The following is a 23,948-nucleotide window of genomic DNA, read 5'->3' as shown; positions in this document are numbered from 1 at the left end:
AGTATATTTGCCTAATAATTAATAAAGGTTGGTCGAAATGCAATTAATTAAGTCATTATGCTTTTTATGTTTGTTTTGCCTTGCCCTAAGTGGCTGCCAGGGGATCATTCCTGAAGCACCTGAAGAAAACACACTGCTTGATGGGCCCGTGGAAGGGCTTTCCAATTCTGAGCGAAAAAGATTCCTTAACGGTGATTTTGCCTTTAACGCCGAAGTATTTTCGTCGGCTAATGGGCTTGGTCCCTTATTTGTCGCCACATCTTGTGGGAGCTGTCACGCCGGAGATGGCAAAGGGCACCCCTTTACAACCCTTACTCGCTTTGGTCAATCAGCACCGGGCGTCAACCCGTTCATTGGAAAAGGTGGGCCACAGTTGCAAAACAGGGCCGTGCCAGGGTATGAGCCAGAGCAGCTTCCTGATGGAGTCGCATTCTCCAGATTTACTCCACCCGCCAATACTGGCCTCGGCTTCCTTGAAGCTTTGACTGATGCGCAAATCCTTGCCAATGCTGACCCCGACGATAGCGACGGAGATGGCATTTCGGGCGTGCCCAACTACATCACTCCTCCGCCCTACTTTCAGCCTGGCGCAACACATACAGCTGTTGACGGCAAGTACATTGGCAGGTTCGGGAAAAAGGCGGCCGCTATTGACCTGCTTCATCAAACCGTAAACGCCTATAACCAGGACATCGGCGTTACTACTACCTTCGAGCCAGTTGACCCACACACGCACCTGCCTACCGATCCGGAAGTGTCTGATCAGGTCGTCCACGATTTGGTATTTTATCTTCAAACGCTCAAGGAGCCCATACCCCGGGCTAGCTCTGACCCGCAGGTGGTAAAAGGCAAAGCGTTGTTTTCGTCAATTGGATGTGCCAGTTGCCATATTCAAGAATGGACGACCCCGGAAACAAATATCAAAGCGCTTTCCAACAAGAAATTCTACCCCTACACCGACCTGCTTTTGCACGACATGGGGCCCGGGCTTGATGATGGTTACACAGAAGGCTCCGCTGAAACATACGAATGGCGTACACCACCTCTTTGGGGATTGGGGCTTTCACCCAACTCCCAGGGCGGTAGCTATTTTCTGCTTCACGACGGCAGGGCAAAAAGCATCGAAGAGGCTATCCTGCTACATGGCGGTGAAGGGCAATTCAGTAAAACGCAGTTTGAGTTGCTGTCCAAAGAAGACAAAGATGCTATCCTCAAATTTCTTAAATCACTGTAGCCATGGATAGAAAAAAATTTATCAAAACATGTGGCATTGGCTGTGTGGGCATGCTGGGAGGCCTAAGCCTTCTGCAAAGCTGCGCCGGAACAAAATACATTACCGGACAGATAACCGGGTCATCTTTGCTGGTTCCTCTCTCCTCTTTTGAAGAAGAAAAGAAGGGACAAAAGGCATTCAGGAGATATGTGGTAGTGCAAAATGAAAAGCTGGAGTATCCGATCTGTGTTTACAGGTTCTCGGATACGGACTTCAGTGCCGTACTCATGCGATGCACACACCAGGGAACAGAACTGCAGGTGTTTGGCGACAGGCTACAATGCCCGGCTCACGGCAGCGAATTCTCTAATACCGGTGCTGTACAAAATGGCCCTGCAGACAAAAACCTGAGAAGATTCCTCATTGACAAGGAGAATGATATGTTAAAAATTGACCTCTCATGAAATCAATTTTCGTTACGATAATTTGTCTCAACCTAAGCTTAGTTGTACAAGCCCAGATAGACAGCACTTTATTGCGGCGGTCACCGGTTGATACCACAATGGCCAAAGGAATGAACATGGACGCCGTCTACAACAGGCCATTTCTTCAGATGGGAAAAATGCCCGTTTCCCTTGGTGGTTATGTCGAAGCCGACTACCAGTACATGGGTGAAGATGGTGTAACTGACGGGCACACGTTCCGCATACCAAGAATGACATTGTTTGTTGCATCCACCATCCATAGAAAGATTAAGTTCCTCTCGGAACTGGAGTTGGAGGAAGGTGGCAAAGAAATTTCCATAGAATTTGCAGCGATGGATTTTAGCTTTCATCCTCTGGTTAATTTACGTGGAGGCGTGGTCATGAATCCGATAGGTGCCTTCAACCAAAATCACGACGGCCCAAAATGGGAGTTTGTGGATCGTCCGGTTGCCATGACCCAAATGCTGCCCGCCACCTGGAGCAATGTCGGCTTTGGGCTCTATGGCAAGCAATATATGAATGACTGGGCATTTGGCTACGAGGCTTATGTAACCAACGGATTCGACGATTCCATCATTAGCAATGCTGAAAACAAAACTTTCCTGCCTGCATCAAAGGCCAGTAAGGACAGGTTTGAGGAAAGCAGCAATGGGCAGCCTTTGGTTACCGGTAAGTTTGCGCTAAGGCACAATATGGTAGGAGAAATCGGCCTGTCGTACATGGGCGGGGTGTTTAACAAGTTTCAGGACGATGGTCTTGTGCTTGACGACAAAAGACGCCTGGACGTGTGGGCAGTAGACGTCAACACTACCCTGCCGTTTAGCAAAACGTATATCGTTGGTGAATGGGCATGGGTGATGGTAGATGTGCCCGAAACCTACAGCCAGACTTACGGCAACAAGCAGAGGGGTGGCTTTATTGACGTAGTGCAACCCGTTCTTAGTCAGCCCATGCTGGGATTCAGCAATGCAGTACTGAATATTGCCTGCAGGCTGGAGTATGTGGACTGGAATGCAGGTAAATTCGACGAAACCGATGGCAATATCTCCGAACACCTATGGGCTATTGTGCCAGCATTGAGCTTCCGCCCGAACGCACAAACTGTGATAAGGGCCAACTACCGATACATGCAACAAACAGACTTGCTGGGCAACCCCCCAGCACTCATTAGCGGCGTTCAGCTTGGTTTATCAAGCTATTTTTAGTCAAACTTCCCCCGGGCATTCGCCCGGAGGGAAGTGATTCGATGGACTTATTCAACTTACTTCATGAAACATATGCGTTGACACAGCGATTCTGTTCCATGCGTTGATGGCAATAATATGGGCAATCAGTTGTGCCATTTCATGGTCATTGAAGTGCCTGGAAGCTTCCTGATAGGTAGCTTCAGACAATCCCCTGTCAGCAATAAGGGTAACTTCATCAGTGACCGCCAGAGCAGCCTTTTCTGCATCGGAAAATAAGGGCGACTCCCACCAGGCGCTCAGCGCATAAATTCGGTATTCGCTTTCCCCACCTTTCCTTGCATCCACAGTGTGAATTTGCAGGCAGTAGGCGCACCCGTTGATCTGCGATGCTCTTATCTTGATGAGGTCTTTAAGCCCGGCAGTGATGCTCGTCGAGGCTTCGTACTTTCCCAGCCCGAACATCGCCTGATAAAAGCCCGGCTCAAGGTCTTTGATACTAATTCGTTGCTTCATTTGTTCAGCTATTTATTGTTAGAGATTTGTTTGATTGAAGCTGGCAAAGCCCGTCGGACTCAATTTCAAAGGTGAGATTCATCAAATTGTACACATGCTCGCTGGTCACCACCCAGGCGATGGCAAGCATTTGCTCATCAGAATAGTGGCTTCTGCAACTATCGTAGGTGTCATCGCCAACCTTTTTATGCAGCGTCATTTCGGTAGCAAACCTGAGCGCTAGTCGCTCCTTGTATGAAAACAGAGTTGACACTTCGAAGTCATTTACAGTAAAAAATTTCTCCTGGTCTTTAAACCGCTGCATGGCATGTGCCTGTCCGATGTCGATGCAGAAATGACAACCGTTTAGTTGAGCTACATGAATCCTCAGGAGTATCCTCAGCTCCAGAGGAATTGGCAGCTTGTTCTCAAGGCTGGAGATTTTTCCGCTCCAGGTGCCAAAAGCAATTGGCATGCGTGAGTAAATCTTCTTCAGGGGAGTAATCACTTTCCCAAAGGTTCTTTTGGAGTACCAGAAGGCGATTTTGAGCATCAGCCCTCCAGGCATTTCGATGGGTGTTAATCTTTCTGACATAAGCTTTTTTCCTTATGTCTGAACGCCCAGCTTTTTGTGACAACTATTTAAGCTGAATTTTATCCGGGTTTCTTATTATGTAGATATTTTCTACGCTATCGCCTGTCATCGAAAGATATGAAACAGAATACGGCTCACCGCCGGCAAAGGTGACAAAAGCTGGGGCACCATTGACGGTTGCCTGCCTTAATTCTACGTTGAAAGGCAAGCTCTTTCTAAAAATCCCCAGTAAAAACTTCGCCACTGTTTCAGGCCCGTGAAGCGAATTGACTGCGGCTTTGACTTTACCTCCTCCGTCCGAATAGAGGGCAACATCATCCTTCAGAAGTGTTTCAAGCTGCTTTGTATCTCCTTCAGTACATGCCTTCAAAAAACTTTCCACCAATTGTCGGGCCGCATTATCCCCTGGCCTCCTTTGGCTGCTCATGCCCTTTTGATTGGCCTTCTTTCTCCCCCGGTGAAGCACCTGCCGGACGTTTTCCTCACTCAGGCCAAACAGTTGACTCAAGTCAGCAAAGGAATATTCGAATGCTTCCCGCAACACAAACACGCCACGTTCTACCGGCGTAAGTTTTTCGAGTGCAACCATAACCTCATAACTCATCACACCTTCATCCGTAACTGTGGGAGAAGAAAAATCTACAAGAGGCTCAGGCAGCCAGGTGCCGAAATAGCTCTCCCTGGCCTTTTGCAAAACCTTCAAACGGTCAATGGCTTTATTGGCCACCACTCTGGTAAGATACGATTTCGTATTATGAACCTCAGTGTCCCGCTTTTTTAAAAAAGATTCAAAAGCATCTTGAACAACATCCTCAGCTTCCGGTATTTCGCCAAGGATATTGTAAGCCACCGAAAATAGGTAGGGTTTTAATTGCGCAAAAATTGTGCTGCCGTCCTCACGCCCCTCAAATGGGTTAGGATAAGACCTTTGGGTAAAACGGGAACTTGCCATATCAACAAAGTTAAAGCAATTCTTATTTCGACTTTTCCTTCCAAAAATTTTTCTTAGATTAAATTAGAAAACATTTCTATCTAATGGAGGAAGACAAAAACGAACAAACCCCCGAAGAAATAATTCAGCAGGAAAATAGCACTTTAAAGCTGAAGATGATGGCAGAACAAGGTGCCAAATTTTTTGAGGGATCAGAAAACGAGCTGAGCCCTGTCATTGAAAATCAATGGCTCCACTACATTCAGAACTTCGAGGAGCTTCACAAAAACGCTAAAAAGATTTCTGTCTACAAATTCATCGGGGAGCCGCCTTTCGAAGCCGAAGCGAATCTTGACAGCGGCTCGATTACCGAAAAACTCAATGAGCTCCTTGACTACATGGGCGAGCATGGCGTTTGCCTCGACTACATGGATGACTAAGATGACCGTGTTATTTACAAGTTTATCGTCGATGAGCTATTCCGTTATGAAATGGACGATGTTCGTATGGATGGCATGGTGAGCCACTTTATCTATGAGGAATTTTACCCCAATCATAACCACGATCTCACACAGCATACAGAGGAGTTTATCTATCAGCTGCTCAAAAGCGATTGGAATGAATTTGCAAGCCACACCCTATGCAAGGAATTGCGTCAAAGTGGACAGGCGAAGGTTTCGGAAGAACCGTTTGTCGATAAAATAAAACTATTTCAGGCTGCATGGAAAGACTTTGAAGTAACGAAGGAAGAAATCACGGAAGTTGATTTTAGCCTTAAGAAGAAAAAAGCCAGGGTTGTCATCGACCTGGCTTATTCCGCATTTTCACCGGATGGTGAGGAGTTTTCATTTGCCGGAAATGCATTACTTGGCTTCAGGCACCAATACGGTTTCTGGTATATTGATCAAGTAAGCATTCCCGGCTTTTTTGAATAGTACCTACTCACTCCTCAGCGACCTGGCCGGGTTGGTCAGCGCCGCTCGGCGAGCCTGATCTGATACGATAGCCAGGGCGAAACTCAGGGCCACAATCCCAACCAACGGGAATATCCACCAATCGATGTTGGTGTGAATTGTATAACGCTCCAGGTACTTGCTTAGCAGGTACCAGGCCATTGGGGCAGACACCGCAAAAGCGATAAGCACAAGCTTGGTAAAGTCCTTGGAAATTAGTGCTACCAAACTGAACACTGAAGCGCCAAGCACTTTCCTTACCCCAATCTCCTTGATCCTCTGCTCCGCCGTGAATGAGGCAAGGCCAAACAGTCCCAATCCTGTAATGAAAATGGTAAGAAAGGAAAAGATTGTTGCCAGCCTTTGAGTCATATTGATGGTAGTGAACTTCTTCTGGAATTCCACGTCCACAAAAGTATACTCAAATGGGTAGGCTGGATTGTGTTTGTTAAAGATGTCGCCAACCACCGCCAGCGAGCCTTGCAGGTCATCCGTAGCTTTTAGCCTCACCGTAATGGCATCCGTCCAATTGGGGTCTAAAATCATGAACATAGGTTTGACAGGATCGTAAGGTGAGCCCATCATCACATTGTCGACCACACCAATGAGCTTCTTTTTGCCGCCCCAAAGATCCAGAGGTGTGCCCAGTGGATCTTCCAGTCCCATCAAATCAAGCGCAGCCTTGTTGATCACAATGGAGGCAGTGTCGGTCGTGAATTCCTTCGAAAAGTCCCTGCCCATCAACACTTCGATACCCATGGTTTTTGCGTAGTCGTATTCGCAGGCAATCGTGGTGAAAATCACCCGCTGCGTTTCCGGCTTACCAGGCCAGCCAAGGAAGTTATTAGAGTTGATGTCAGTAATAGCACTGTTAGAGCGTGTCACAGACTCCACATAACCGGACTGCTCAAGCTCTTCTTTGAAGATATAGTAGTTCTTGGCAATCTCTTCGTTGTTCTGAATGGTGATCAGGTTCTCCTGCTTGTAGCCCAGCTCCCGGTTCTTAGCCAGCTCAATCTGCTTGAATATCACCACTGTGCTGATCATCAGCATGATGGCAAAAGCGAATTGTATGATAACAAGTACCTTTCTTGGTGTTGCACCACTCTTACCCACAGAAAAAGACCCCTTCAGGGTGCGAACCGGGTTAAATGAAGAGAGGTAAAATGCCGGGTAGCTGCCTGACAGTATACCGGTTATAAATACCACAACGATTGAGTAGATCCAGAACTGAGATGAAGTGAAGTCAATCACCAGTTCCTTTTCTACCAGGTTGTTGTAAGCTGGCAGCACCAAAAGAGAGATGATCACAGCAATAAAAAACGAGAGCATTGACAGAAAGAGTGACTCTCCCAGAAACTGCGCAATCAGCTGCCCCTTTCTCGAGCCAAGGCTCTTTCTAATGCCAACCTCCCTGGCCCGGCGTTCGGAGCGGGCTGTGGAAAGGTTCATGAAGTTGATGCAGGCAATAACAAGAATAAAAATAGCGATTGCCGTAAACAGCCTCACGTAGTCGCTCATGCCTCCGGTGATCTTTCCATTTTCAAATGAGGAGTACAATCTCCATTTCAAAAGTGGGTGAAGAAAGAGCTTGGTAATAAGTTCTGTTTCTCCATGCTCATACAGCATATTTTCGATGCCTGCTACTACCTCTTCACGCTTGGTGGCATCCACTAATTCCACGTATACCTGAAAAGAGTAGTTACCCCAGTTGTTCTTGTTTTCAACCACCCAAGGATTGATAACTTCCCTGTGCTTCCAGGTCATCAGGTATTCCAGCTCAAAGGAAGAGTTATTGGGTATGTCTTTGAGAATGCCGGTTACTTTCAATGAACTCTTATCGTCCACCCGAATGACCTGACCCATTGGATCAGCATCGCCGAAAAGTGACTTGGCCAAAGATGTTGTAATGACAATTGAAGACGGGTCGTCCAGCACAGTTGCAGCATCCCCTACCAGCAGGGGAAACTCAAACATTTCTAAAAACTCCTCCCCGACATAGTAGCCTTGCTGCATCATTCGCTTTTCCCCGACCTTAAGCAGGTGGCTGCCACCCCAGTCGGCCACGGTGGTGTTGGCGATGCCACTGTGAGCATCCTTCAATGCTTCATAAGTCGGCAGTGGCACCGACCGCCACGAGTTGATTTTGCCGTCAAACTCCGCATTTCCCCATACCTGATACAGCCTATCAGCCTTGGGGTGAAAGGAGTCGAACGAGGTTTCGTCGGCTACCCACAGCAAGATGAGCAGACTGCAGGTGAACCCAACCGAAAGCCCCGAAATATTGATGATCGAATAGAGGCGGTTTTTGCCAAGGCTTCGAATGGCAACGACAAGGAAATTCTTAAGCATAAGATTTAGTTTTTGACCAGTACGTTTTGAGTGACAAGCCGGAAAGAAAAGGGTTGCAGGAACCGGGTAATTTTTCTTCACAAGCTCCTCTTTTAGCTGGAGTGAGTACTTGGGTGGAGGAGAAAGGTTACATCGAAACCTGAAACTACGAATCAAAAAAACACGTATAAAATAATTCACACTTGCACGTGCATCGAAGAATATCTTATCTTTATACTGAAAAATTGAAAGCTAATTATGAGCACCAAACTCACTTTAACCATTGAGAAATCAGTTATTGAAAGAGCGAAGAGCTATGCCGAGAAAAATGGTCAAAGCCTCTCGCATGTGGTAGAGACCTATTTGCGGAGTGTCACCAAAGAGGAAACAACAAAAGAAATAGCATTTTCTCCGATGATAAAATCATTGAAGGGTTCATTCAAAGCACCTTCAGACTTCAGTTACAAGGAGCAACTAGAAAAGGCGCTAGCCAAAAAATATCTCAGGGATGAATAGCGTATTGCTCGATTCCGATGTGTTGCTAGATTTTTTCTTTGACCGGCAACCTTTTTCAGAACACGCAGCTCAAGTACTTGTCCTTTGCGAATCAGGGCAAATAAAAGGACACATTACCCCTGTCATTTTCAGTAATACCTACTATCTACTCCGGCAAACAGCAAGCCACGACATGACTGTGGAAAAGCTCAGCACCCTCATGTCGATACTTGATGTGCTTGCCATCGACAAAGATGTTATAAAAAATGCATTAGCCTCAGGCTTCTCTGATCTTGAAGATGCACTTCAGAATTTTTCGGCGATTAAGTCAGGGATCATCAACATTATTCTGACTAGAAACACAAAGGATTATAAGAAAAGCGAATTACTAGTCATGACACCGGAACAGTACTTAAGGATGGTGGCGTGATGGGCCACAAATTTCGCAAATCCGCTGCCTATTACCGTTCACTTTCTCATTGAAAACCCTCTCACTTACTCCTCCCTCCCTTTTACCACCAAAAACCAATCATTCTCCAGCGGCAGGTAGCCGTAGTCGTAGCAGTAATAGTAGATATTGCCTTTGCGGTTCGTATAGGTATGCGTCATGTATCGAAACTGAAAACCTCCCTGCGTCAGTTTGTCTCTGTGGGCTTTGGCCATCACCTCTCCCTCAGGCACAATGCCCTCCAGAAGGTTCCTATTCTTCTTCAAAGCATTGTTAATATTCCGGACGAGGTTGTTGCTGGCCGACTTCGTTTGATTGTTATAAGTATTGCGGCAATAGTCGTCGCAAAATTTTTTATCAATCCTTCCCTGCAAAGGTTTCCCACAAGCCAGGCAGGCTTTTGAATCTGCTATTTCACTCATTATCAAATAGTTTACCCACCAATATAAGACCAATATTATCCGAAAACAAACGTTTGTAAACGTTTACAAACGACTACTATCGAATGTAAACGACTAGAAACCGGCTTTCGTTTTTGGCTCCCTGCACCTTTGTATCGTCGGTTCGGCAAAAGCATCTAAGCCAACGCCTTCCGACTGAGATAAAAATTTTTAACCAAAACAATTACAGTTATGTACGCTTTAAAAAACAAAGTGCAGTTGATCGGAAACATGGGTGCCAAAGCAGAAGTGCGCACCACAGACAGTGGAAAGAAAATGGCAAGGTTCAGCCTGGCTACCAATGAGAGCTATCGCAATGCGAAAGGTGAAAAAATAACAGAAACGCAATGGCATCAGGTAGTGGCCTGGGGCAAGGTGGCTGAAATAGTCGAGAAGTACACGGACAAGGGTTCGGAGCTGGTGGCGGAAGGCAAGCTGGTGCACCGCAGCTACGAAGACAAAGAAGGTAACATGAAGTACATTACCGAAGTGCAGCTAAATGAGCTCCTCCTCCTGGGCGACAGAAGCTCATCGAAATAATGCTATCAACTTTAAATGCTGGCCGGTCAACTGATCGGCCGGTTTCTTTTTACAACTTTCTTAACTTCACGATCTCCATGAAGAATTCAGACACTTCCAATCAGCTTTTCCAGCTGGCAGCCTCGTTTGTCAACCATACCCGCAGACACTTGTTTCTGACCGGAAAGGCTGGCACAGGAAAGACCACTTTTTTAAAACACATTGTAGAAACCACAGGAAAAAACTATGTGGTAGTGGCACCCACAGGTGTAGCCGCTATCAACGCAGGCGGGGTCACCATGCACTCCTTCTTTCAGCTTCCGTTCGGGCCTTTTCTTCCCGTCAAGCGCAACTGGACAGGACAAGAAACCGATGGCGCTCACGATAAGCTATCGCTGTTTCAGAAAATGAAAATGCACGGCAACAAGCGCAAATTGATGCAAGAACTCCAGTTGCTGATCATCGATGAGGTGTCGATGGTACGGGCCGACATGCTTGACGCTATCGACCAGATTCTACGACACTTTCGCCGACGCTTTCACGAACCCTTTGGCGGCGTGCAGGTGCTTTTGATAGGCGACCTGTATCAGCTACCACCTGTAGTGCAAGATCATGAGTGGACACTGCTCGAAGAACACTACAAAAGCCCTTTCTTCTTCGATGCACATGTGATGGCTGAGGCGTCGGTCTTGCGCATCGAGCTACAGAAAATTTACCGCCAAACGGAAAAGGACTTCATTGGGCTACTCAATGGCATCAGAACCAACACCGTTACCAGAGAACAGTTGGCCATGCTCAACAGGCGTTTCCTTCCTGACTTCAGAATTCCTGAAGGAGAAAACTATATAACTCTCACCTCCCATAACCATAAAGCGCATGCCATCAACGAAGAAGAACTCTTAAAGTTGCCTGGCAAGACTTACAATTTCAAAGCATCAGTAGAAGGTGAATTCAGCGACAGGGCCTATCCTGCCGACGAGGTACTGCAATTGAAAGTCGGTGCGCAGGTGATGTTCATCAGAAACGACAAGGGAGAAGAAAGGCAGTACTATAATGGTAAAATAGGCGTCGTGAAAAGTATTGACAACGACAAGATCATTGTCTCTACACCGGAGGATAATTCGACGATTCGGCTGATCCAGGAAGAATGGCAGAACATGAGGTACTCCTACAACACGGAAAAGAACAGCATCGACGAAAAGATAATGGGCCGGTTCAAGCAGTACCCGGTCAGGTTGGCCTGGGCAATTACCATTCACAAGAGCCAGGGCCTGACCTTTGACAAAGCGATTATCGATGCCGGGCAGTCGTTCGCTTCCGGCCAGGTGTATGTGGCACTCAGCCGATTGACCAATATGGAAGGATTGGTTTTGCGTTCAGCCATTCCGCCGCAAAGCATCCTCAGCGACGACAAAGTCAATGAGTTTGTTGCTCAGTCTGAAAGCGAAGAATCACTTTCACCTCTACTAAAGATCGAGCAAAAGGCATTCATCGAAAATAAATTAAGGACGACGTTTCAATGGCAGCCGGTTTGCCAGGAGATGACTGATTTTTACAAAGGCTTTGACGGTCGGCAGGTGCCCAACAAAGAAGAGGCCGTGGAACTGTTCAGCAAAATGGTGCAAACCACGCTTGGTCACAAAGATGTGGCGGATAAGTTCCTGGCCCAGCTTCAAGGTTTGTTACCCCACGCCGAGCAAAACAGGTATGCTCAGCTCCACGAACGCATGTCGGCTGCACAGGCCTATTTCGATAAGCGAATGGCAGAAGAAGTCTTCGAGCCCCTGAAAGCACATATCGCTTCGATGATGAAAAAGCAGCGTATAAAAAAGTACCTGAAAGAACTACACGCACTTCAGGTACAGTTGCTCGCCCGGCGACAATTGATTGAACAGGCCCTGCTACTAACCAAAGGCTTAAGCGAGGGAATCGACAGCAGCCAGGTGTTGCAGCAAGCCGACAAACATCACAGGGAGGTGGTTGAGAAGCTTCCACCTCCTCCCCGGCTGCCCAAAGCCAAGGTAGGCGACAGTAAGCAAACATCGATGGACTTGTTCAAAAAGGGCAAGTCCATTGCTGATATAGCCGAGGAAAGAGGGTTGGCTGTGGGCACTATCGAAGTCCACCTGATCGATTTTATCAAGACGGGGGAGCTCTCCATTTTTGATCTTGTTCCGGTAGAAAAAGTGGAAAAAATACTTCCGCTGGTTCAAAAGGCTGAGAATTTTAGCGCCACTCCTATCAAGGTTCAGCTAGGCGATGACTATAGCTACAACGACATAAGGGCAGTTTTCAATCATTTCATCTGGAATCAAAGTCAGAATTGAGAAAAATTTGGTATCTTATATTCAGCGCAAAGAATCATGAAGAGTATAAACATTAAGATAGCCGACGAACTCTATGAGAAGAGTTTAGCTTATGCTGAAAAACATGGAACAACATTAAATGAAGTGGTTGTCCAGTTTCTTAAAAAGATGGTGACAGGCGACAACCACTCTCTTAGTCAAAAACTTAAAACCCTTCAATCTCAAATTGGGGTTCAGACGAGAAATTCAAGTTTTACTCGTGATGAGCTATATGAAAGATAACAGAAAAAAACCTAGCCCAAAACCTTCCAGCCCAGTCTGCTTCATAGACAGTCCCGAACTCCGGGAGGAATACAAGGCTTTTCCCAAGCCTGAAAAACAAGAAACAAGTCAAACCAAAACCAAAGGCAAAAAGGACAAATAGCCCTTAAATGCTTTCTCCGGCGACCATACTCCAAACAATTCTTGTGTTCCATTGTTCGTTATGTACCTTGCAACTCCTACAAACTCAATAGCTATGAAGAAAATTGTCAGTATTTTACTCGTCGCAGGTGGTATATACCTGGGATATGAAGGCGTAACCCAGCTCCAGAATTCATCGGCATCGTTGAAAGTGGGCAAGTTGGAGCTTTCTGCTAAAAATGAAACTAGCGCAACTACCGCCTACATCTATCTTGGTTTCGGAGTGCTTCTCGTTATTGGGGGAGTTTATGTCCTAAGAAAATCATAAAAAAAATGTCAGGTCACATGACCTGACATCCATACCTTAATTGCGAAAAAAAGTGTCTGTTTAGCTTTTGATTTCAGCGGTTCCTGAGCCAGTACTCACCTTAATTCTCACATCAGAAGATCCCATCTTCTTTGTTTTCTTCACTGTGGTATTGCGGCCATTTCCTATTTCCTCAGTGCTGTCAAAATCAAATGGAGCATCAATGTCTCCATTGTTTTTGTTGGCCTCCATTACTATCACACCCTCAATCTTGTTCCCTTCAAAGTCAAGCGTTGAGTCGCCTGAGCCACTGTTAACCGATATATCATAAGCTGGCGTGGCAGCTAAAGACACCTCAACGTCGCCAGAGCCCGAATTGAATGAGCTTCTTCCCGATAGTTTTAGTTTTTCGACACTCACATTTCCACTTCCCACATTGGCGCTCACTTCAGCGTCGACGGAGTACAAGTCGATATTGCCAGAACCTGCATTGAAGCTAAGCTCACCTTTAGACTCTCTGGCTCGGATGTTGCCAGACCCGGTATTCACTCTGATTTTTCCATTCGAGTTTTCAATTCTGGTGTTTCCAGAGCCCGAATTAGTGCTTAGATCAGCCATCAGCCCACTAATTTGCACATCGCCGCTACCAGTATTGAAGCTGATGTTAACTTCATCCGGCACCTTAATTGTCCATTTTGAGTCTCCGCTCCAGCTTCTCCGGTTCTTCATCTTCTCCTCATTGATCACAAGCGTAGACCCTTTTTGCTCTATAGTAGGCTCATAGTCGTCTATATCATGCTCCAATGCCACATATACTTTACCATCCGCAGATTTCTCAAAAAAGGCATCGCCGGACGAAATGCTCATAGTTACTTTATTAATACCACTGAACGTTCTGTCTACCTTCTGCTGTGCTGTTGCCATTCCCGCCACCATAAACAGTAAGGCTACAGTTAATCCTGGTTTGTTGAGTAATTTCATAGTTTTTGACTTAGAGTGATTAACCTATTTATGACAAAAGACATAGGTCGACTAAAAAGGTTGCACATCAAACTGTCATCACTTATTTACTCATTTCGCAAAGAGGCGGTCGGGTTGCGGCGAGCAGCCTGCAAAGACTTGTAGCCAACGGTAAGCAACGCTATCAGGGCAACAGCAAGTCCTGTTATTGCAAATGTCGATATCGAAAGCCCTTCAGCATAGGCGAAGCTACTTAGCCATTTGTCCATCAGCCAATAGGCCAGTGGGCTGCCCAGTGCGAAACCAATCAGCACCAGCAACAGAAACTCTTTCGAGATCAGGTAAACCAGCTGCTGGTTGGAGGCGCCCAGCACTTTCCTGATGCCAAACTCCTTCAGCCGCAGTGAGGTTGCGAAACTAGCCAGGCCAAGCAGGCCGAGACAAGCAATAAAAATTGCCAACCCCGCCGCCAGCGCAAAGACGGTTCCTCTCTTCACATCATCCCTATAATACCGTTCCCACTGTTGGTCAAGAAAATTGTATTCTATGGAACCCTCAGGAGCAAACTTATCATGCACAGCACTTGCATGTTCCAGTACATTAGAGGGGTCACCTTTGGTGTTGAGCACGAAGTAGTCGATGGACATTATCACATTGTTCCACGGGCCGATCACCATCGGGCCAATCTCCTGATAAAGGGACTCGAAATTGAAGTTTTCCACAATCCCTACTACCTGAGAAGTAATGGATTCTTCCCCGTCGTGAAACTGAATCCTCTCACCAACGATGCCTTCGCCCCCGAGCATTGCAACTGCTTTTTCGTTGAGCAGAACATGGAGAGAATCTAACTGATCGTTACCTGAAAAGTTGCTCCCCACCTTTAATTTGATATCAAATGTCTCAAGTGCATCAGGGTCAAAACCCATAAAACGCATCAGTTGGGGGTCTTCGCCTGCCGTCTTTGTCACAGAAACAGCAGGGAGTGATTTCCACTCACCAGGCACCCGACTGACCGCCGCCACATTCAGAACATCAGGATGGGAAGCAAACTCGCTCTTCATGGCTCTGAAGCTTCTCCGGACATTTCCTGAGTTAATATCAATCACCATTTTTCGTTCTTTGTCGAATCCCATATCCCGGTTTTGTACATAGTCCATTTGATTGTACACCACAGCGGTAGCAATAATCAGAACAATGGACAACGAGAATTGGAAGACCACCAATACTTTTCGGGATATCAAATTACCGACCTTTTGAAAGTGCCCGCCGAGCACCTGGCCCGGTTGATACGCTGAAATAATGAAAGCAGGTACCAAGCCGGAAAAGATGCCCGTTATAGCGCTCACACTGAAGATTGCCACAAGGATGAAAGGCTGCTGAAGATAAGGGATCTCGATAGTTCTTTCAGTAAGGCTATTGAACCATGGAAGTGCCAGTTCGATAAGCCCTAATGCGGCAATTAATGCCACAGTTGAAACCAACATCGACTCCACTAAAAATTGGCTTATCAGCTGCCCTTTCGATGCACCAACCACTTTGCGAATACCCACCTCCTTACGCCTGAAAATAGCTCTTGCGGTGGCCAGGTTGATGTAATTGATGACAGCGATAACAAGCACAAAAATTGCTATGAGCCCGAAAATGATGATGTATTGCTGATTACCCTTGGCATGCTGGGTGGGAGTGTCAATGTCTACAGACCTGAGGTGCACATCCGTAAATGGCTGCAACTCAAAATCCCTTGTCTTCCACTGCTCTCCCAGGTTGTCTTTCAGAAACGTTTCCTTCTTTTGCATGACAGAGGCAACCGCCGACTGATCGTTCAGCACCAGAAAAGTGCCGCAATTTCGAGGCTCCCAGCTGGCGAAATATCTTTGGTAATTTTCGCTCCACATTTTTATGTCGGCGAGATAAAAGAAATCAGGTTGAAAGCTTGAATTTTTTGGCACATCCTCTATCACAGCCACCACCTTACAGGAGCCAAATCGGTCAGAGTCAATCATTTTGCCAACAGGGTTCTCAGCACCAAAATACTTTTTGGCTGCCGAATGAGTCAAGATCAGATCCACACCATTGTTACCAACGTCCTGGGCGATACTTCCTGCTGTGAATTGGTGGTCGAACACCTCAAAATATGACTTCTCAACTACATAATAATTTCGCTCCAGAAATTTCTTCTCGCCGATTGTGTGCATAGCACCGCCAAAAATAAACACCCTGGCGACGTTCTCTACCTCAGGAAACTCAGCTTTCAACGCCCCTCCCATGGCCCAGTTCGTGAAAATAGTTTTCACTTCTCCCGCTTCAGGAGTAGTCCCACTTTCTACGATTCTATAAATCTTATCAGCTTTCGAGTGATACAAGTTGAAGCTTTGCTCATATCTGATATAGAACATGAGGATCAAAAACACTCCCAGGCCTACCGACAAGCCCAGGACATTGATCAGTGTGTAGCCTCTGTGCCGCAGGCTGTTGCGGAGTGCTGATTTCAAGAAGTTCGTCAACATAGTGATAGCGGTTTTACTTTGTCGGCGCTTTTGCAATCATCGTTCCATAAATTAATTAACTGAAAATCAACTAATTGCAAATATTATATTTCCAGTAACAAAGCTGATTTGCCCGCCAGCGGACGGTACCGGTCACTGCCAAACATCCCAAACATTAACCAGCCTGGAGCTCCTTTCTGCCCGGCAAGAGCACAGCTATAATACCCAGCAGGGGTAGGAAAGAACATATAGCAAAGACATATTCAATGCTGGTTCTATCAGCTAGTTCCCCGAGCAAGGCCGACCCGATGCCGGCAGTACCGAAAGCCAGGCCAAAGAACAGTCCGGCAATCATGCCCACTTTGCCAGGCACCAACTCCTGGGCATAAACAAGAATGGCGGAGAAAGCTGACGACAATATGAGGCCAATAACTACGCTTAACACCCCCGTCCAGAACAGGCTGGCATAAGGCAGCATCAGCGTGAAAGGAGCTGCGCCAAGTATCGAAAACCAGATCACATACTTGCGACCAAACCGGTCTCCCATGGGGCCTCCAAGGAAGGTGCCGGCAGCAACAGCAAAAAGGAACATAAATAAGTACAGCTGCGATGCCTTTACCGAAACATCAAATTTTTGAATCAGGTAAAAAGTAAAGTAGCTGCTCATGCTGGTCATATAGATATACTTGGAAAAAATGAGCAATAACAAAATAGTCAACGACCAGACTACCTTCCTTACCGGAAGGGCGAATATTTTTTCCGGCTCGGCAACGGCTCGCTTGGCTTTCCTGCTCTTAACGACCAACTGAAACTTGTACCATTTGCCGACGTTGGCCAATATAATCATCGCCAACAGTGCCAGCAGAGAAAACCATATGACGTGAAATTGCCCAAGCGGAACGATGATCAACGCTGCCAGCAACGGTCCCAGGGAGCTTCCTGCATTGCCTCCCACCTGAAACAACGACTGAGCCATTCCATGACGGCCGCCGGACGCCATGTGTGCCATCCGGGATGCTTCCGGATGAAAAACAGATGAACCCAGGCCTATAAAAGCCGCCGACACAAGAATCATGGTAAAGCTTCCGGCCATAGACATGCCCAGCAGTCCTAGCAGGGTGAAGCCCATTCCAATAGCTAGTGAAAATGGCTGTGGCCGCTTATCTGTAAATGCACCCACTACAGGCTGTAGCAGGGAGGCCGTCAGCTGAAACGTAAGTGTAATTAAGCCAATCTGGCTGAACGTGAGCTGATAATTCTCCTTCACCATCGGGTAAATGGATGGGATCAGCGACTGCATAGTGTCGTTCAACAGGTGTGAAATACTAAGTGCAACCAAAATGGAAAATGTGGCTTTGTTGGTGGTTTCGTTGGCCATAGTGGCCGCAACTGCTCCGTTGTTCATCAATCTTTTTCTAAAAATATATCACCCAAAACTTTGGCCGTCCTTCATATCAATTGCAAATTAACGCAGATGTCAGAAATAAAATTCTCAAAAGCATCGAAATGAATGTCGGCATTCCGGCGTGTACGATGCCTGACTGAACATAAAATGAACCTTTGCCGAAATACGGCCCGATTGCCGGTGGGTTGTTCTAAGAAAGGCTGCCCGAAAGAAACGCAGCAGGGATTAACCTAACGTCACTAAATCTATCACCATGAATCGCTATTTGCTTCTGTTTGCACTGATTGTCGGTTGTAAAGCACAACCTGAAAAGCCGTGGGAATACCTTGGCCAGTCAACGCCTGGCACCACTCCTGAAATGTTTGCTCCTGCGAATGTCTCAACTGGCAACAACGAAAGAGATATTGCGATTTCCCCCGATGGAACTGAAATCTACTATTCTCTGGTGGGCGTCCAAAAGAGTGTGATTGTAATGCGCAAGTATCGTGAAGGGCGCTGGGAAGACCCAGCCATTGCTTCTTTCTCTGGTAATAGTTATGACATTGAACCTGCCTTCTCGCCCGATGGGTCGAAGCTATATTTTGCCTCAAGGCGGTCGCTAACAAATGGTGGGCCCGACAAAGACTTTGATATTTGGTATGTCGAAAAACAACAGGATGGAAGCTGGACGGAAGCCAAAAATATGGGAGCGCCTGTGAATTCCGATGGCCATGAGTATTACCCATCTGTAGTCAAAAGTGGCAACCTTTATTTCACACTCAGGCTGGAAGAAGGTGGCATGGGCGGAGAAGACATCGTTCTTTCCAGGTTTGAAAATGGCAAGTTCATGACACCTGAGCCATTGGACTCGGCGGTCAATTCATCCACCGACGAATACAATGCCTTCGTTGACCCGGACGAACAGTTTATCATTTTTGGCTCCTGGCAGCGGGAAGGCAGCCAGGGAGGTGGCGATTTATACATCAGCAGAAAAGATGCTGCGGGCAAGTGGCAGCTGGCAGTTAACATGGGTGATGCCATTAACAGCCCCAGGCTCGACTATTGCCCATATGTTTCGCCAGACGGACAGTGGCTTTTTTTCACCAGTGAAAGAGTCAAATCTTCCGATCAGACGGAAGGCTCTCCAACATACGAAGAATTTGTCAGGCAGCTCAACTCCCCTGGTAATGGAAGGGGAGACATTTATTGGGTGAGGATGCCGGTAGTCGAAAAGTAGCCACCGAAGGTTGCCGCCGAATAGGCTAAAAAGCACAACGGCGAAAATTTTTCGCCGTTGTGCTCTACCAACCGAAACGCTTGATGTTCCTGCAAGCTTTTATCAAATACTCCTGATGATTATGCTATAAGATGTAAAATTCTTTGGGCTTCATCGACTCCGGGATATGCTTCTCCCGTAACATTTGCTTCAAATCACGCTCTATATTTCTCGAAATCGCAAGCACTGGGGTATCGGTCGGCTTATTCTCGAAAGGATCCTGAAGATGGATAGCCATTTTCTCGATGAGAAAAAAGCATGCTGCAATGACTACAAGAATTGGAACCATAAAAAATCCAAACAGATCGAGCATAGCGAAGGGCAATAGTAAAATAAAGAAGTGAAGAGCGAGGTGTATGTACAAGCTGTAAGTAGAAGGGAAAACAGTATTTTTTATACGTTCACATTTACCCATAGAGTCACAAAGCCTGGTCAAAGTTTTATCGATTTCAACCTGCTGAAAATCATTCAGCCATCCCTTCTGATAAGCGTTCCGCAAGTCAATCGACTGAAGAAGAGTAAGTCCCACATGTACATTATCGTAACTTGCCAGGGACTCAAGCTCAGGATCACTTACATGGCCTTCTACAAATGGGAAGGGATTGTCTTTCCTCAACCCCTTACCCAATGCGTAGCACCAAGCCACTTGCCTATGAATAAACCTTTCCTGAAATCTCCGGGATGAGTCCGGGTCAATATCTTCATTTACCAACGAAAGCACCTGCCTGGCAAGTGTACGGCTGTCGTTTACAATAGCTCCCCAGATTATTCTGGCCTCCCACCACCTGTCATATGCCTGATTTGAGCGAAAGGCTAGCAGCAAAGAAATAATTGTCCCGAGAACTGTAGGCACAGTCATCGGGATAGATATTTCGGAAACATGGAAGTTCTGGTACACCATTTCAATGGCAATACCATAGGCCATTACCACCAAAATCTCGTACTTGATTTTACCTATGACGTACCTGATTGGAATATTACTCTTTAATAACATTTAGGGCTCTCAAGTTTTGAATAATAATCTGACTCAGGCAAAAGGAGTTAAAATCGATCTGAGGTTCTCAAAAGAGTCAATATCGACCGACATGCGGCTGGATCGTTTTATGATTGAATCAAAGTCAATGCTATTTACCGACAATCTCCCGGGTTTCCTTTTGGAGGAATAGGCAATCAACGACACCTCATAGTAGTCCAAGTAATTTTCGAGAAGCATTGGAGTAGTGCCATAAAAGAAATCAACAACTATATGTTTAATCTTATAAGACAAAACATCTTTAAGATCCTCCACCTCTCTCATAAATTCATCGGATATATACTTTCTGTCTCTCTTTCTGTAGTTACCATAAAGTAGATCTTGCTCGCTGTCTGGCATGCTAAAAGCATGGATAAACAGTAGACGGACATCTCCCTCAACTACGTGAACAGCTTCTTGGGCTACTGCCACAGAATCTTTGGCAAAATCGGAGGGAATAAGGATTGTCTTCATATTGTAGATTATTTTTCTACAATAATGCCTTCAAGACATTAGGACGATATAAGAGGTAGATTATAATCTTTTAAGAGGATTATTAGAATTTCGTTAGAGCTCTTTTTCCGTCAAGTTAGGAAAATAGACTATTACCGTGGTGCCTTCACCCTCTTTGCTCTTTACATTCACGTGGCCTTTGTGCATCCTTACGATGTTGTTGGCTAGGGGAAGCCCAACCCCGTGACCCTGATATCTATGAGTATTCGATGCCCTGAAGAATGGCACAAATACCTGTGGTAAGTCTCGCTCAGGAATACCAATACCCTGATCGCTAACTTGCACATATATTCGTCTGTCGTCAGTAGTCACCCTGATCCTAACCTTGTTATTATCAGAATACTTGCAGGCATTCAAAACAATGTTACTAAGAGCGACCCTAAGCAAAGTACTATTGCCTTCGAGGCATAACCTTCCATTATCATCAGGTAGATCGCCAAAGTCTACCTCCACTTTGTTGTTAAAATGAATTTTGTTAATTGTATTTTTTACAGAAAGGATGATTTCGTCCAGCCGGACTTCTCCCCAATGTTGCTTTATTCCGTCGAATCCTGTTTGAGCAATGGCCAACATTCCATCTATCAACTCCTTTAACTTTTCTGCTTCGTTCGTAATGACCTCAAGAGACTGTTTCAAATTATCGGAAAGCTCCCCATCCTCCTGCACAAGTTCCGCTTCTCCCGCAATAATGGTCAGCGGGGTTTTGAATTCATGCGAGGCGTTACTGATAAAGTTGTTCTGCATCTCAAATGTCATTTGCAGACGGATAAGCATATCGTTAAATGTATGCGTAAGGTCTGCAATAACGTCATCGCTTTTAGTATCCTCGAGACGCTCATTTAGATTGTAAACACTAATCCCTTTTACTTTATCTATAATTTCTCTTACCGGTTTAAAAATCTGGCTTGATAAAAGCCTGCCCAAAGAATAGGTAATGACAATGCTTCCGAAGAAACCGAATATCAGCAGCTTTTTCAGGTATGCAAGTTCCTCCAACCCAAGCGTGTCTACTGCTTCGGAGACCACAGCTATGTCTCTTTCCCCTTCATGAATCAGCTCTCCGATATAAAAAACATCGTTAGCAAAATATCGTACTCTGCCCTCCTGAATCAGTTGCTTATAGAAACTATTGTCAAGCGGCAAATCCGGCTTTTGATCCGACGAGATCGGCGAACCAATACCTACCAATTCGATAATATAGTGATCTTCATCTGGCAGGTTTTTTAGATGCCTTTCCTTCACCGTGTGATAGATTGCGGCATTGCTCTCATTGTCTTCAAGGTAAGCGTGTCCAATGATAGCCGCTCGGACTTCGAGTCTATGAAAAAACATCTCGAAGGTGCTCCGCTCAGAAAAAATATAAATGAAGGTGCTCAGTAGAAGAATTATGGCTCCGGTGATACCGGTAACAATCAGTGATATTTTATTATGGATGCTCATTCTTCACTTCTCATGACATAACCCATTCCGAACACAGTATGGATGAGCTTATTGTCACTATTTACATCAATTTTTTTTCGCAAATAGTTAATATATACGTCAACTACATTGGTGCCCAAATTAAAATTAATATCCCACACGGTTTCAAGGATTTCCATTCGGGACAATACCCTGTTTCTGTTAGCGAGAAGGAATTCGAGTAGTCGAAATTCAGTTGCGGTAAGAGATATTTTTTTTCCTGCCCGGGTTACTATTTTTGTAGCCCTGTCTAGCTCGATATCAGAAAATGCCAACTTATCCCCTTCCTCAGGGCGGGTACCCGGTCGGCGTGTGAGCGTTCGTACACGGGCGTTCAGTTCAGCAAGTTTAAATGGCTTGGTCATGTAGTCGTCAGCCCCACCATCAAGTCCGGCCACAATGTTTTCCGTAGTGCTCAGCGCAGTAAGCATGAGCAACGGCGTATGTGTATTCTTAACTCTGAAATTTTTACAAACCTCCATTCCACTCATAAGAGGCAACATCAGATCCAAAATGATCAAATCAAAATCATTATTCAATGCCATTTGTAAGCCTGTTTCACCATCCATTGCCACACTCGTTTTGTAACCAGAAGATGAAAAGCTTCTCTGGATCAATGAGATGACACTTGGTTCGTCTTCGATTAAAAGAATGTTCATTGAGTGGTATAAGTAGTACAGGAACTTTGGACAAGATATTAAAACTGTTCAGCAGCTAAAAAGTTTGAAGAACTTTTGCACCCAACAAACTCACTGAGGCTGTATGAACAGTTTAAAAAAAGAAAGCGCTGGGAAACCCGGCGCTTTTCAATCAGGAACCTAACCTAATCAACCTATATTATCTTTCTGGGGTCAATCCAGCTTCACCTGCATGCGACCCAGCTTAGTACCTTTGTTATACACCTCGATCTTGTAAATTCCGGTGGTCAATTTTTCCTTAGGAGTAAAAACCATCTCTACTCTTTGAACCATCTCAAACTGACCCGGATAAACTCCAAGGCTTGCGACAGGGTTGCCATCTCCCTGCAAGAGGTGATGTGAAACAGTGCCATCGGCTTTGGAATAAACTTTTGAACCAGGAGATACTACTTTGAACTCCAGGCCACCAAGCGCACTCTGTGGCACGTCGAACACGAAGTTAATTTTCTTCGCTTTCTTAGCTCTTACCGTTAATTTTTCATTCTTTTTGGTGACGAGCACAAGGTTATCCTCGGTCAAAGCGGTAAGGAGACCCATGTTTTCAGTAAGGACTTTGTTGTCCATTTCTAACTGAGCAATCATGGCATTAGCATTGGCGTTCTCTTTTCTCAGGTTGCCGTTTTCATCCCGAAGCTTGTTAATTTCTCCGTTAAGGCTGGCAATTTGCGAGTCAAGACCTGACTTCAAAGCTTTTAACTCAGCTATTTGCCTGTTCAGTTCGGCTATGGAACCATTGCTCCGTTTAATCTGGCTTAGCTGCGCTTCCTTCTGAGCCAGGTTATCGTTCGCCTGAGCCAGGAGATGATCAAGATTGGCGTTTTTGCCTGTCAGAGAGGCTATCTCTTTTTTAAACTTATCAATCTCTTTTTGAAGTTGAAGTTTCTCTGAAAGCAATGCTTCAGATTTAAGCTTCTCCTCGTTAAGACTGGCGACCGCCTCCTTGTTCAGGGTGATATAGTGGGCGCCAATAAAAAGGCTTACAAACAAAAGCCCGGCTATTACATAAGCTGTGACTTTAATTCTCGATGTTGATGATGACTCGCTCATACTTTTGATG

The 23,948-nt window shown here is 45.7% G+C and carries 25 protein-coding genes; 12 read left to right on the top strand and 13 right to left on the bottom strand.

What is annotated here, in order from left to right:
* Nucleotides 1-37 precede the first annotated feature (37 nt).
* Genes ACMVP2_RS20255 through ACMVP2_RS20245 form a run of 3 tightly spaced genes read left to right on the top strand, consistent with a single transcriptional unit; the run spans nt 38 to nt 2,903 of the window.
* Nucleotides 38-1,234, top strand: coding sequence for a di-heme oxidoredictase family protein (locus ACMVP2_RS20255; RefSeq protein ID WP_416864849.1), 1,197 nt, complete (start codon nt 38-40; stop codon nt 1,232-1,234).
* 2 nt (nt 1,235-1,236) lie between these two features.
* Complete coding sequence (locus tag ACMVP2_RS20250; RefSeq protein ID WP_339792797.1) at nt 1,237-1,677, top strand: Rieske (2Fe-2S) protein; 441 nt, start codon at nt 1,237-1,239, stop codon at nt 1,675-1,677.
* A complete protein-coding gene (locus ACMVP2_RS20245) occupies nt 1,674-2,903 on the top strand; it encodes a hypothetical protein (RefSeq protein ID WP_416864848.1) in 1,230 nt (409 codons plus the stop codon). The genes ACMVP2_RS20250 and ACMVP2_RS20245 overlap by 4 nt, the downstream gene beginning before the upstream one ends.
* A gap of 51 nt (nt 2,904-2,954) precedes the next feature.
* On the opposite strand, the gene ACMVP2_RS20240 is transcribed toward ACMVP2_RS20245, so the two are convergent.
* From ACMVP2_RS20240 to ACMVP2_RS20230, 3 genes are read right to left on the bottom strand one after another with little or no spacing between them, the layout of a single operon-like run.
* A complete protein-coding gene (locus ACMVP2_RS20240; protein WP_416864847.1) occupies nt 2,955-3,398 on the bottom strand; it encodes a carboxymuconolactone decarboxylase family protein in 444 nt (147 codons plus the stop codon).
* Between the two features lie 4 nt (nt 3,399-3,402).
* Complete coding sequence (locus tag ACMVP2_RS20235) at nt 3,403-3,972, bottom strand: carboxymuconolactone decarboxylase family protein (protein WP_416864846.1); 570 nt, start codon at nt 3,970-3,972, stop codon at nt 3,403-3,405.
* Between the two features lie 43 nt (nt 3,973-4,015).
* Nucleotides 4,016-4,924, bottom strand: a complete 909-nt coding sequence (locus tag ACMVP2_RS20230; RefSeq protein ID WP_416864845.1) for a sigma-70 family RNA polymerase sigma factor — start codon at nt 4,922-4,924, stop codon at nt 4,016-4,018.
* An 83-nt stretch (nt 4,925-5,007) separates the two neighbouring features.
* On the opposite strand from ACMVP2_RS20230, the gene ACMVP2_RS20225 reads away from it, so the two are divergent.
* Both ACMVP2_RS20225 and ACMVP2_RS20220 read left to right on the top strand, forming a co-directional pair.
* Entirely contained in the window at nt 5,008-5,343 is a 336-nt protein-coding gene (locus ACMVP2_RS20225; protein ID WP_416864844.1) for a hypothetical protein, read from the top strand.
* Nucleotides 5,344-5,394: 51 nt separating this feature from the next.
* A complete protein-coding gene (locus tag ACMVP2_RS20220) occupies nt 5,395-5,838 on the top strand; it encodes a hypothetical protein (RefSeq protein WP_416864843.1) in 444 nt (147 codons plus the stop codon).
* A gap of 3 nt (nt 5,839-5,841) precedes the next feature.
* Here the strand turns inward: ACMVP2_RS20220 and ACMVP2_RS20215 are convergent, their stop codons facing one another.
* Nucleotides 5,842-8,208, bottom strand: a complete 2,367-nt coding sequence (locus tag ACMVP2_RS20215; protein ID WP_339792807.1) for an ABC transporter permease — start codon at nt 8,206-8,208, stop codon at nt 5,842-5,844.
* Nucleotides 8,209-8,445: 237 nt separating this feature from the next.
* Between ACMVP2_RS20215 and ACMVP2_RS20210 the strand changes: the two genes are divergently transcribed.
* Together ACMVP2_RS20210 and ACMVP2_RS20205 are read left to right on the top strand one after the other, a co-directional pair.
* The gene (locus ACMVP2_RS20210; RefSeq protein ID WP_339792809.1) at nt 8,446-8,703 is read left to right on the top strand and encodes a DUF6364 family protein; all 258 of its coding nucleotides are present in this window, start codon (nt 8,446-8,448) and stop codon (nt 8,701-8,703) included.
* Entirely contained in the window at nt 8,696-9,112 is a 417-nt protein-coding gene (locus ACMVP2_RS20205) for a PIN domain-containing protein (RefSeq protein ID WP_339792810.1), read from the top strand. Before ACMVP2_RS20210 ends, ACMVP2_RS20205 begins: the two co-directional genes overlap by 8 nt.
* 65 nt (nt 9,113-9,177) lie before the next feature.
* Here ACMVP2_RS20205 and ACMVP2_RS20200 read toward each other — a convergent pair whose 3' ends face one another.
* A complete protein-coding gene (locus ACMVP2_RS20200) occupies nt 9,178-9,552 on the bottom strand; it encodes a hypothetical protein (protein ID WP_339792812.1) in 375 nt (124 codons plus the stop codon).
* Nucleotides 9,553-9,762: 210 nt separating this feature from the next.
* On the opposite strand from ACMVP2_RS20200, the gene ACMVP2_RS20195 reads away from it, so the two are divergent.
* From ACMVP2_RS20195 to ACMVP2_RS20180, 4 genes are all read left to right on the top strand, one after another.
* The gene (locus ACMVP2_RS20195) at nt 9,763-10,110 is read left to right on the top strand and encodes a single-stranded DNA-binding protein (RefSeq protein ID WP_317490672.1); all 348 of its coding nucleotides are present in this window, start codon (nt 9,763-9,765) and stop codon (nt 10,108-10,110) included.
* A 77-nt stretch (nt 10,111-10,187) separates the two neighbouring features.
* On the top strand, nt 10,188-12,416 hold the full coding sequence (locus tag ACMVP2_RS20190; protein WP_416864842.1) for a helix-turn-helix domain-containing protein: 2,229 nt from the start codon (nt 10,188-10,190) through the stop codon (nt 12,414-12,416).
* Between the two features lie 36 nt (nt 12,417-12,452).
* A complete protein-coding gene (locus ACMVP2_RS20185; protein ID WP_317490670.1) occupies nt 12,453-12,677 on the top strand; it encodes a hypothetical protein in 225 nt (74 codons plus the stop codon).
* A 235-nt stretch (nt 12,678-12,912) separates the two neighbouring features.
* Nucleotides 12,913-13,125, top strand: coding sequence for a hypothetical protein (locus ACMVP2_RS20180; RefSeq protein WP_339792816.1), 213 nt, complete (start codon nt 12,913-12,915; stop codon nt 13,123-13,125).
* A 60-nt stretch (nt 13,126-13,185) separates the two neighbouring features.
* On the opposite strand, the gene ACMVP2_RS20175 is transcribed toward ACMVP2_RS20180, so the two are convergent.
* From ACMVP2_RS20175 to ACMVP2_RS20165, 3 genes are all read right to left on the bottom strand, one after another.
* Entirely contained in the window at nt 13,186-14,085 is a 900-nt protein-coding gene (locus tag ACMVP2_RS20175) for a DUF4097 family beta strand repeat-containing protein (protein ID WP_416864841.1), read from the bottom strand.
* 86 nt (nt 14,086-14,171) lie between these two features.
* Entirely contained in the window at nt 14,172-16,571 is a 2,400-nt protein-coding gene (locus ACMVP2_RS20170) for an FtsX-like permease family protein (protein ID WP_416864840.1), read from the bottom strand.
* A gap of 154 nt (nt 16,572-16,725) precedes the next feature.
* Nucleotides 16,726-17,955 carry an MFS transporter gene (locus ACMVP2_RS20165; RefSeq protein ID WP_416864839.1) on the bottom strand — a complete coding sequence of 410 codons (1,230 nt, stop codon included), beginning with the start codon at nt 17,953-17,955 and terminating at the stop codon, nt 16,726-16,728.
* 253 nt (nt 17,956-18,208) lie between these two features.
* Between ACMVP2_RS20165 and ACMVP2_RS20160 the strand changes: the two genes are divergently transcribed.
* Nucleotides 18,209-19,171 carry a hypothetical protein gene (locus ACMVP2_RS20160; protein ID WP_416864838.1) on the top strand — a complete coding sequence of 321 codons (963 nt, stop codon included), beginning with the start codon at nt 18,209-18,211 and terminating at the stop codon, nt 19,169-19,171.
* A gap of 124 nt (nt 19,172-19,295) precedes the next feature.
* Here ACMVP2_RS20160 and ACMVP2_RS20155 read toward each other — a convergent pair whose 3' ends face one another.
* The 5 genes from ACMVP2_RS20155 to ACMVP2_RS20135 all read right to left on the bottom strand — a co-directional run bounded on the left by ACMVP2_RS20155 (nt 19,296) and on the right by ACMVP2_RS20135 (nt 23,938).
* Nucleotides 19,296-20,204 (bottom strand): bestrophin family protein, encoded by a 909-nt coding sequence (locus ACMVP2_RS20155; RefSeq protein WP_416864837.1) that lies wholly within the window; start codon nt 20,202-20,204, stop codon nt 19,296-19,298.
* Nucleotides 20,205-20,237: 33 nt separating this feature from the next.
* Nucleotides 20,238-20,696: a hypothetical protein gene (locus ACMVP2_RS20150; RefSeq protein ID WP_416864836.1), complete on the bottom strand. Its 459-nt coding sequence runs from the start codon at nt 20,694-20,696 to the stop codon at nt 20,238-20,240.
* 93 nt (nt 20,697-20,789) lie between these two features.
* Nucleotides 20,790-22,175: a sensor histidine kinase gene (locus ACMVP2_RS20145; protein WP_416864835.1), complete on the bottom strand. Its 1,386-nt coding sequence runs from the start codon at nt 22,173-22,175 to the stop codon at nt 20,790-20,792.
* Complete coding sequence (locus ACMVP2_RS20140; RefSeq protein WP_416864834.1) at nt 22,172-22,852, bottom strand: response regulator transcription factor; 681 nt, start codon at nt 22,850-22,852, stop codon at nt 22,172-22,174. Before ACMVP2_RS20140 ends, ACMVP2_RS20145 begins: the two co-directional genes overlap by 4 nt.
* A 192-nt stretch (nt 22,853-23,044) precedes the next feature.
* The gene (locus ACMVP2_RS20135) at nt 23,045-23,938 is read right to left on the bottom strand and encodes a hypothetical protein (RefSeq protein ID WP_151999023.1); all 894 of its coding nucleotides are present in this window, start codon (nt 23,936-23,938) and stop codon (nt 23,045-23,047) included.
* Between the last annotated feature and the right edge of the window lie 10 nt (nt 23,939-23,948).

Source organism: Imperialibacter sp. (assembly GCF_048007035.1).
Lineage (GTDB): Bacteria > Bacteroidota > Bacteroidia > Cytophagales > Cyclobacteriaceae > Imperialibacter.
The sequence above is the reverse complement of the archived record's forward strand: the minus strand, read 5'-3'. Positions and strand labels throughout refer to the sequence as shown.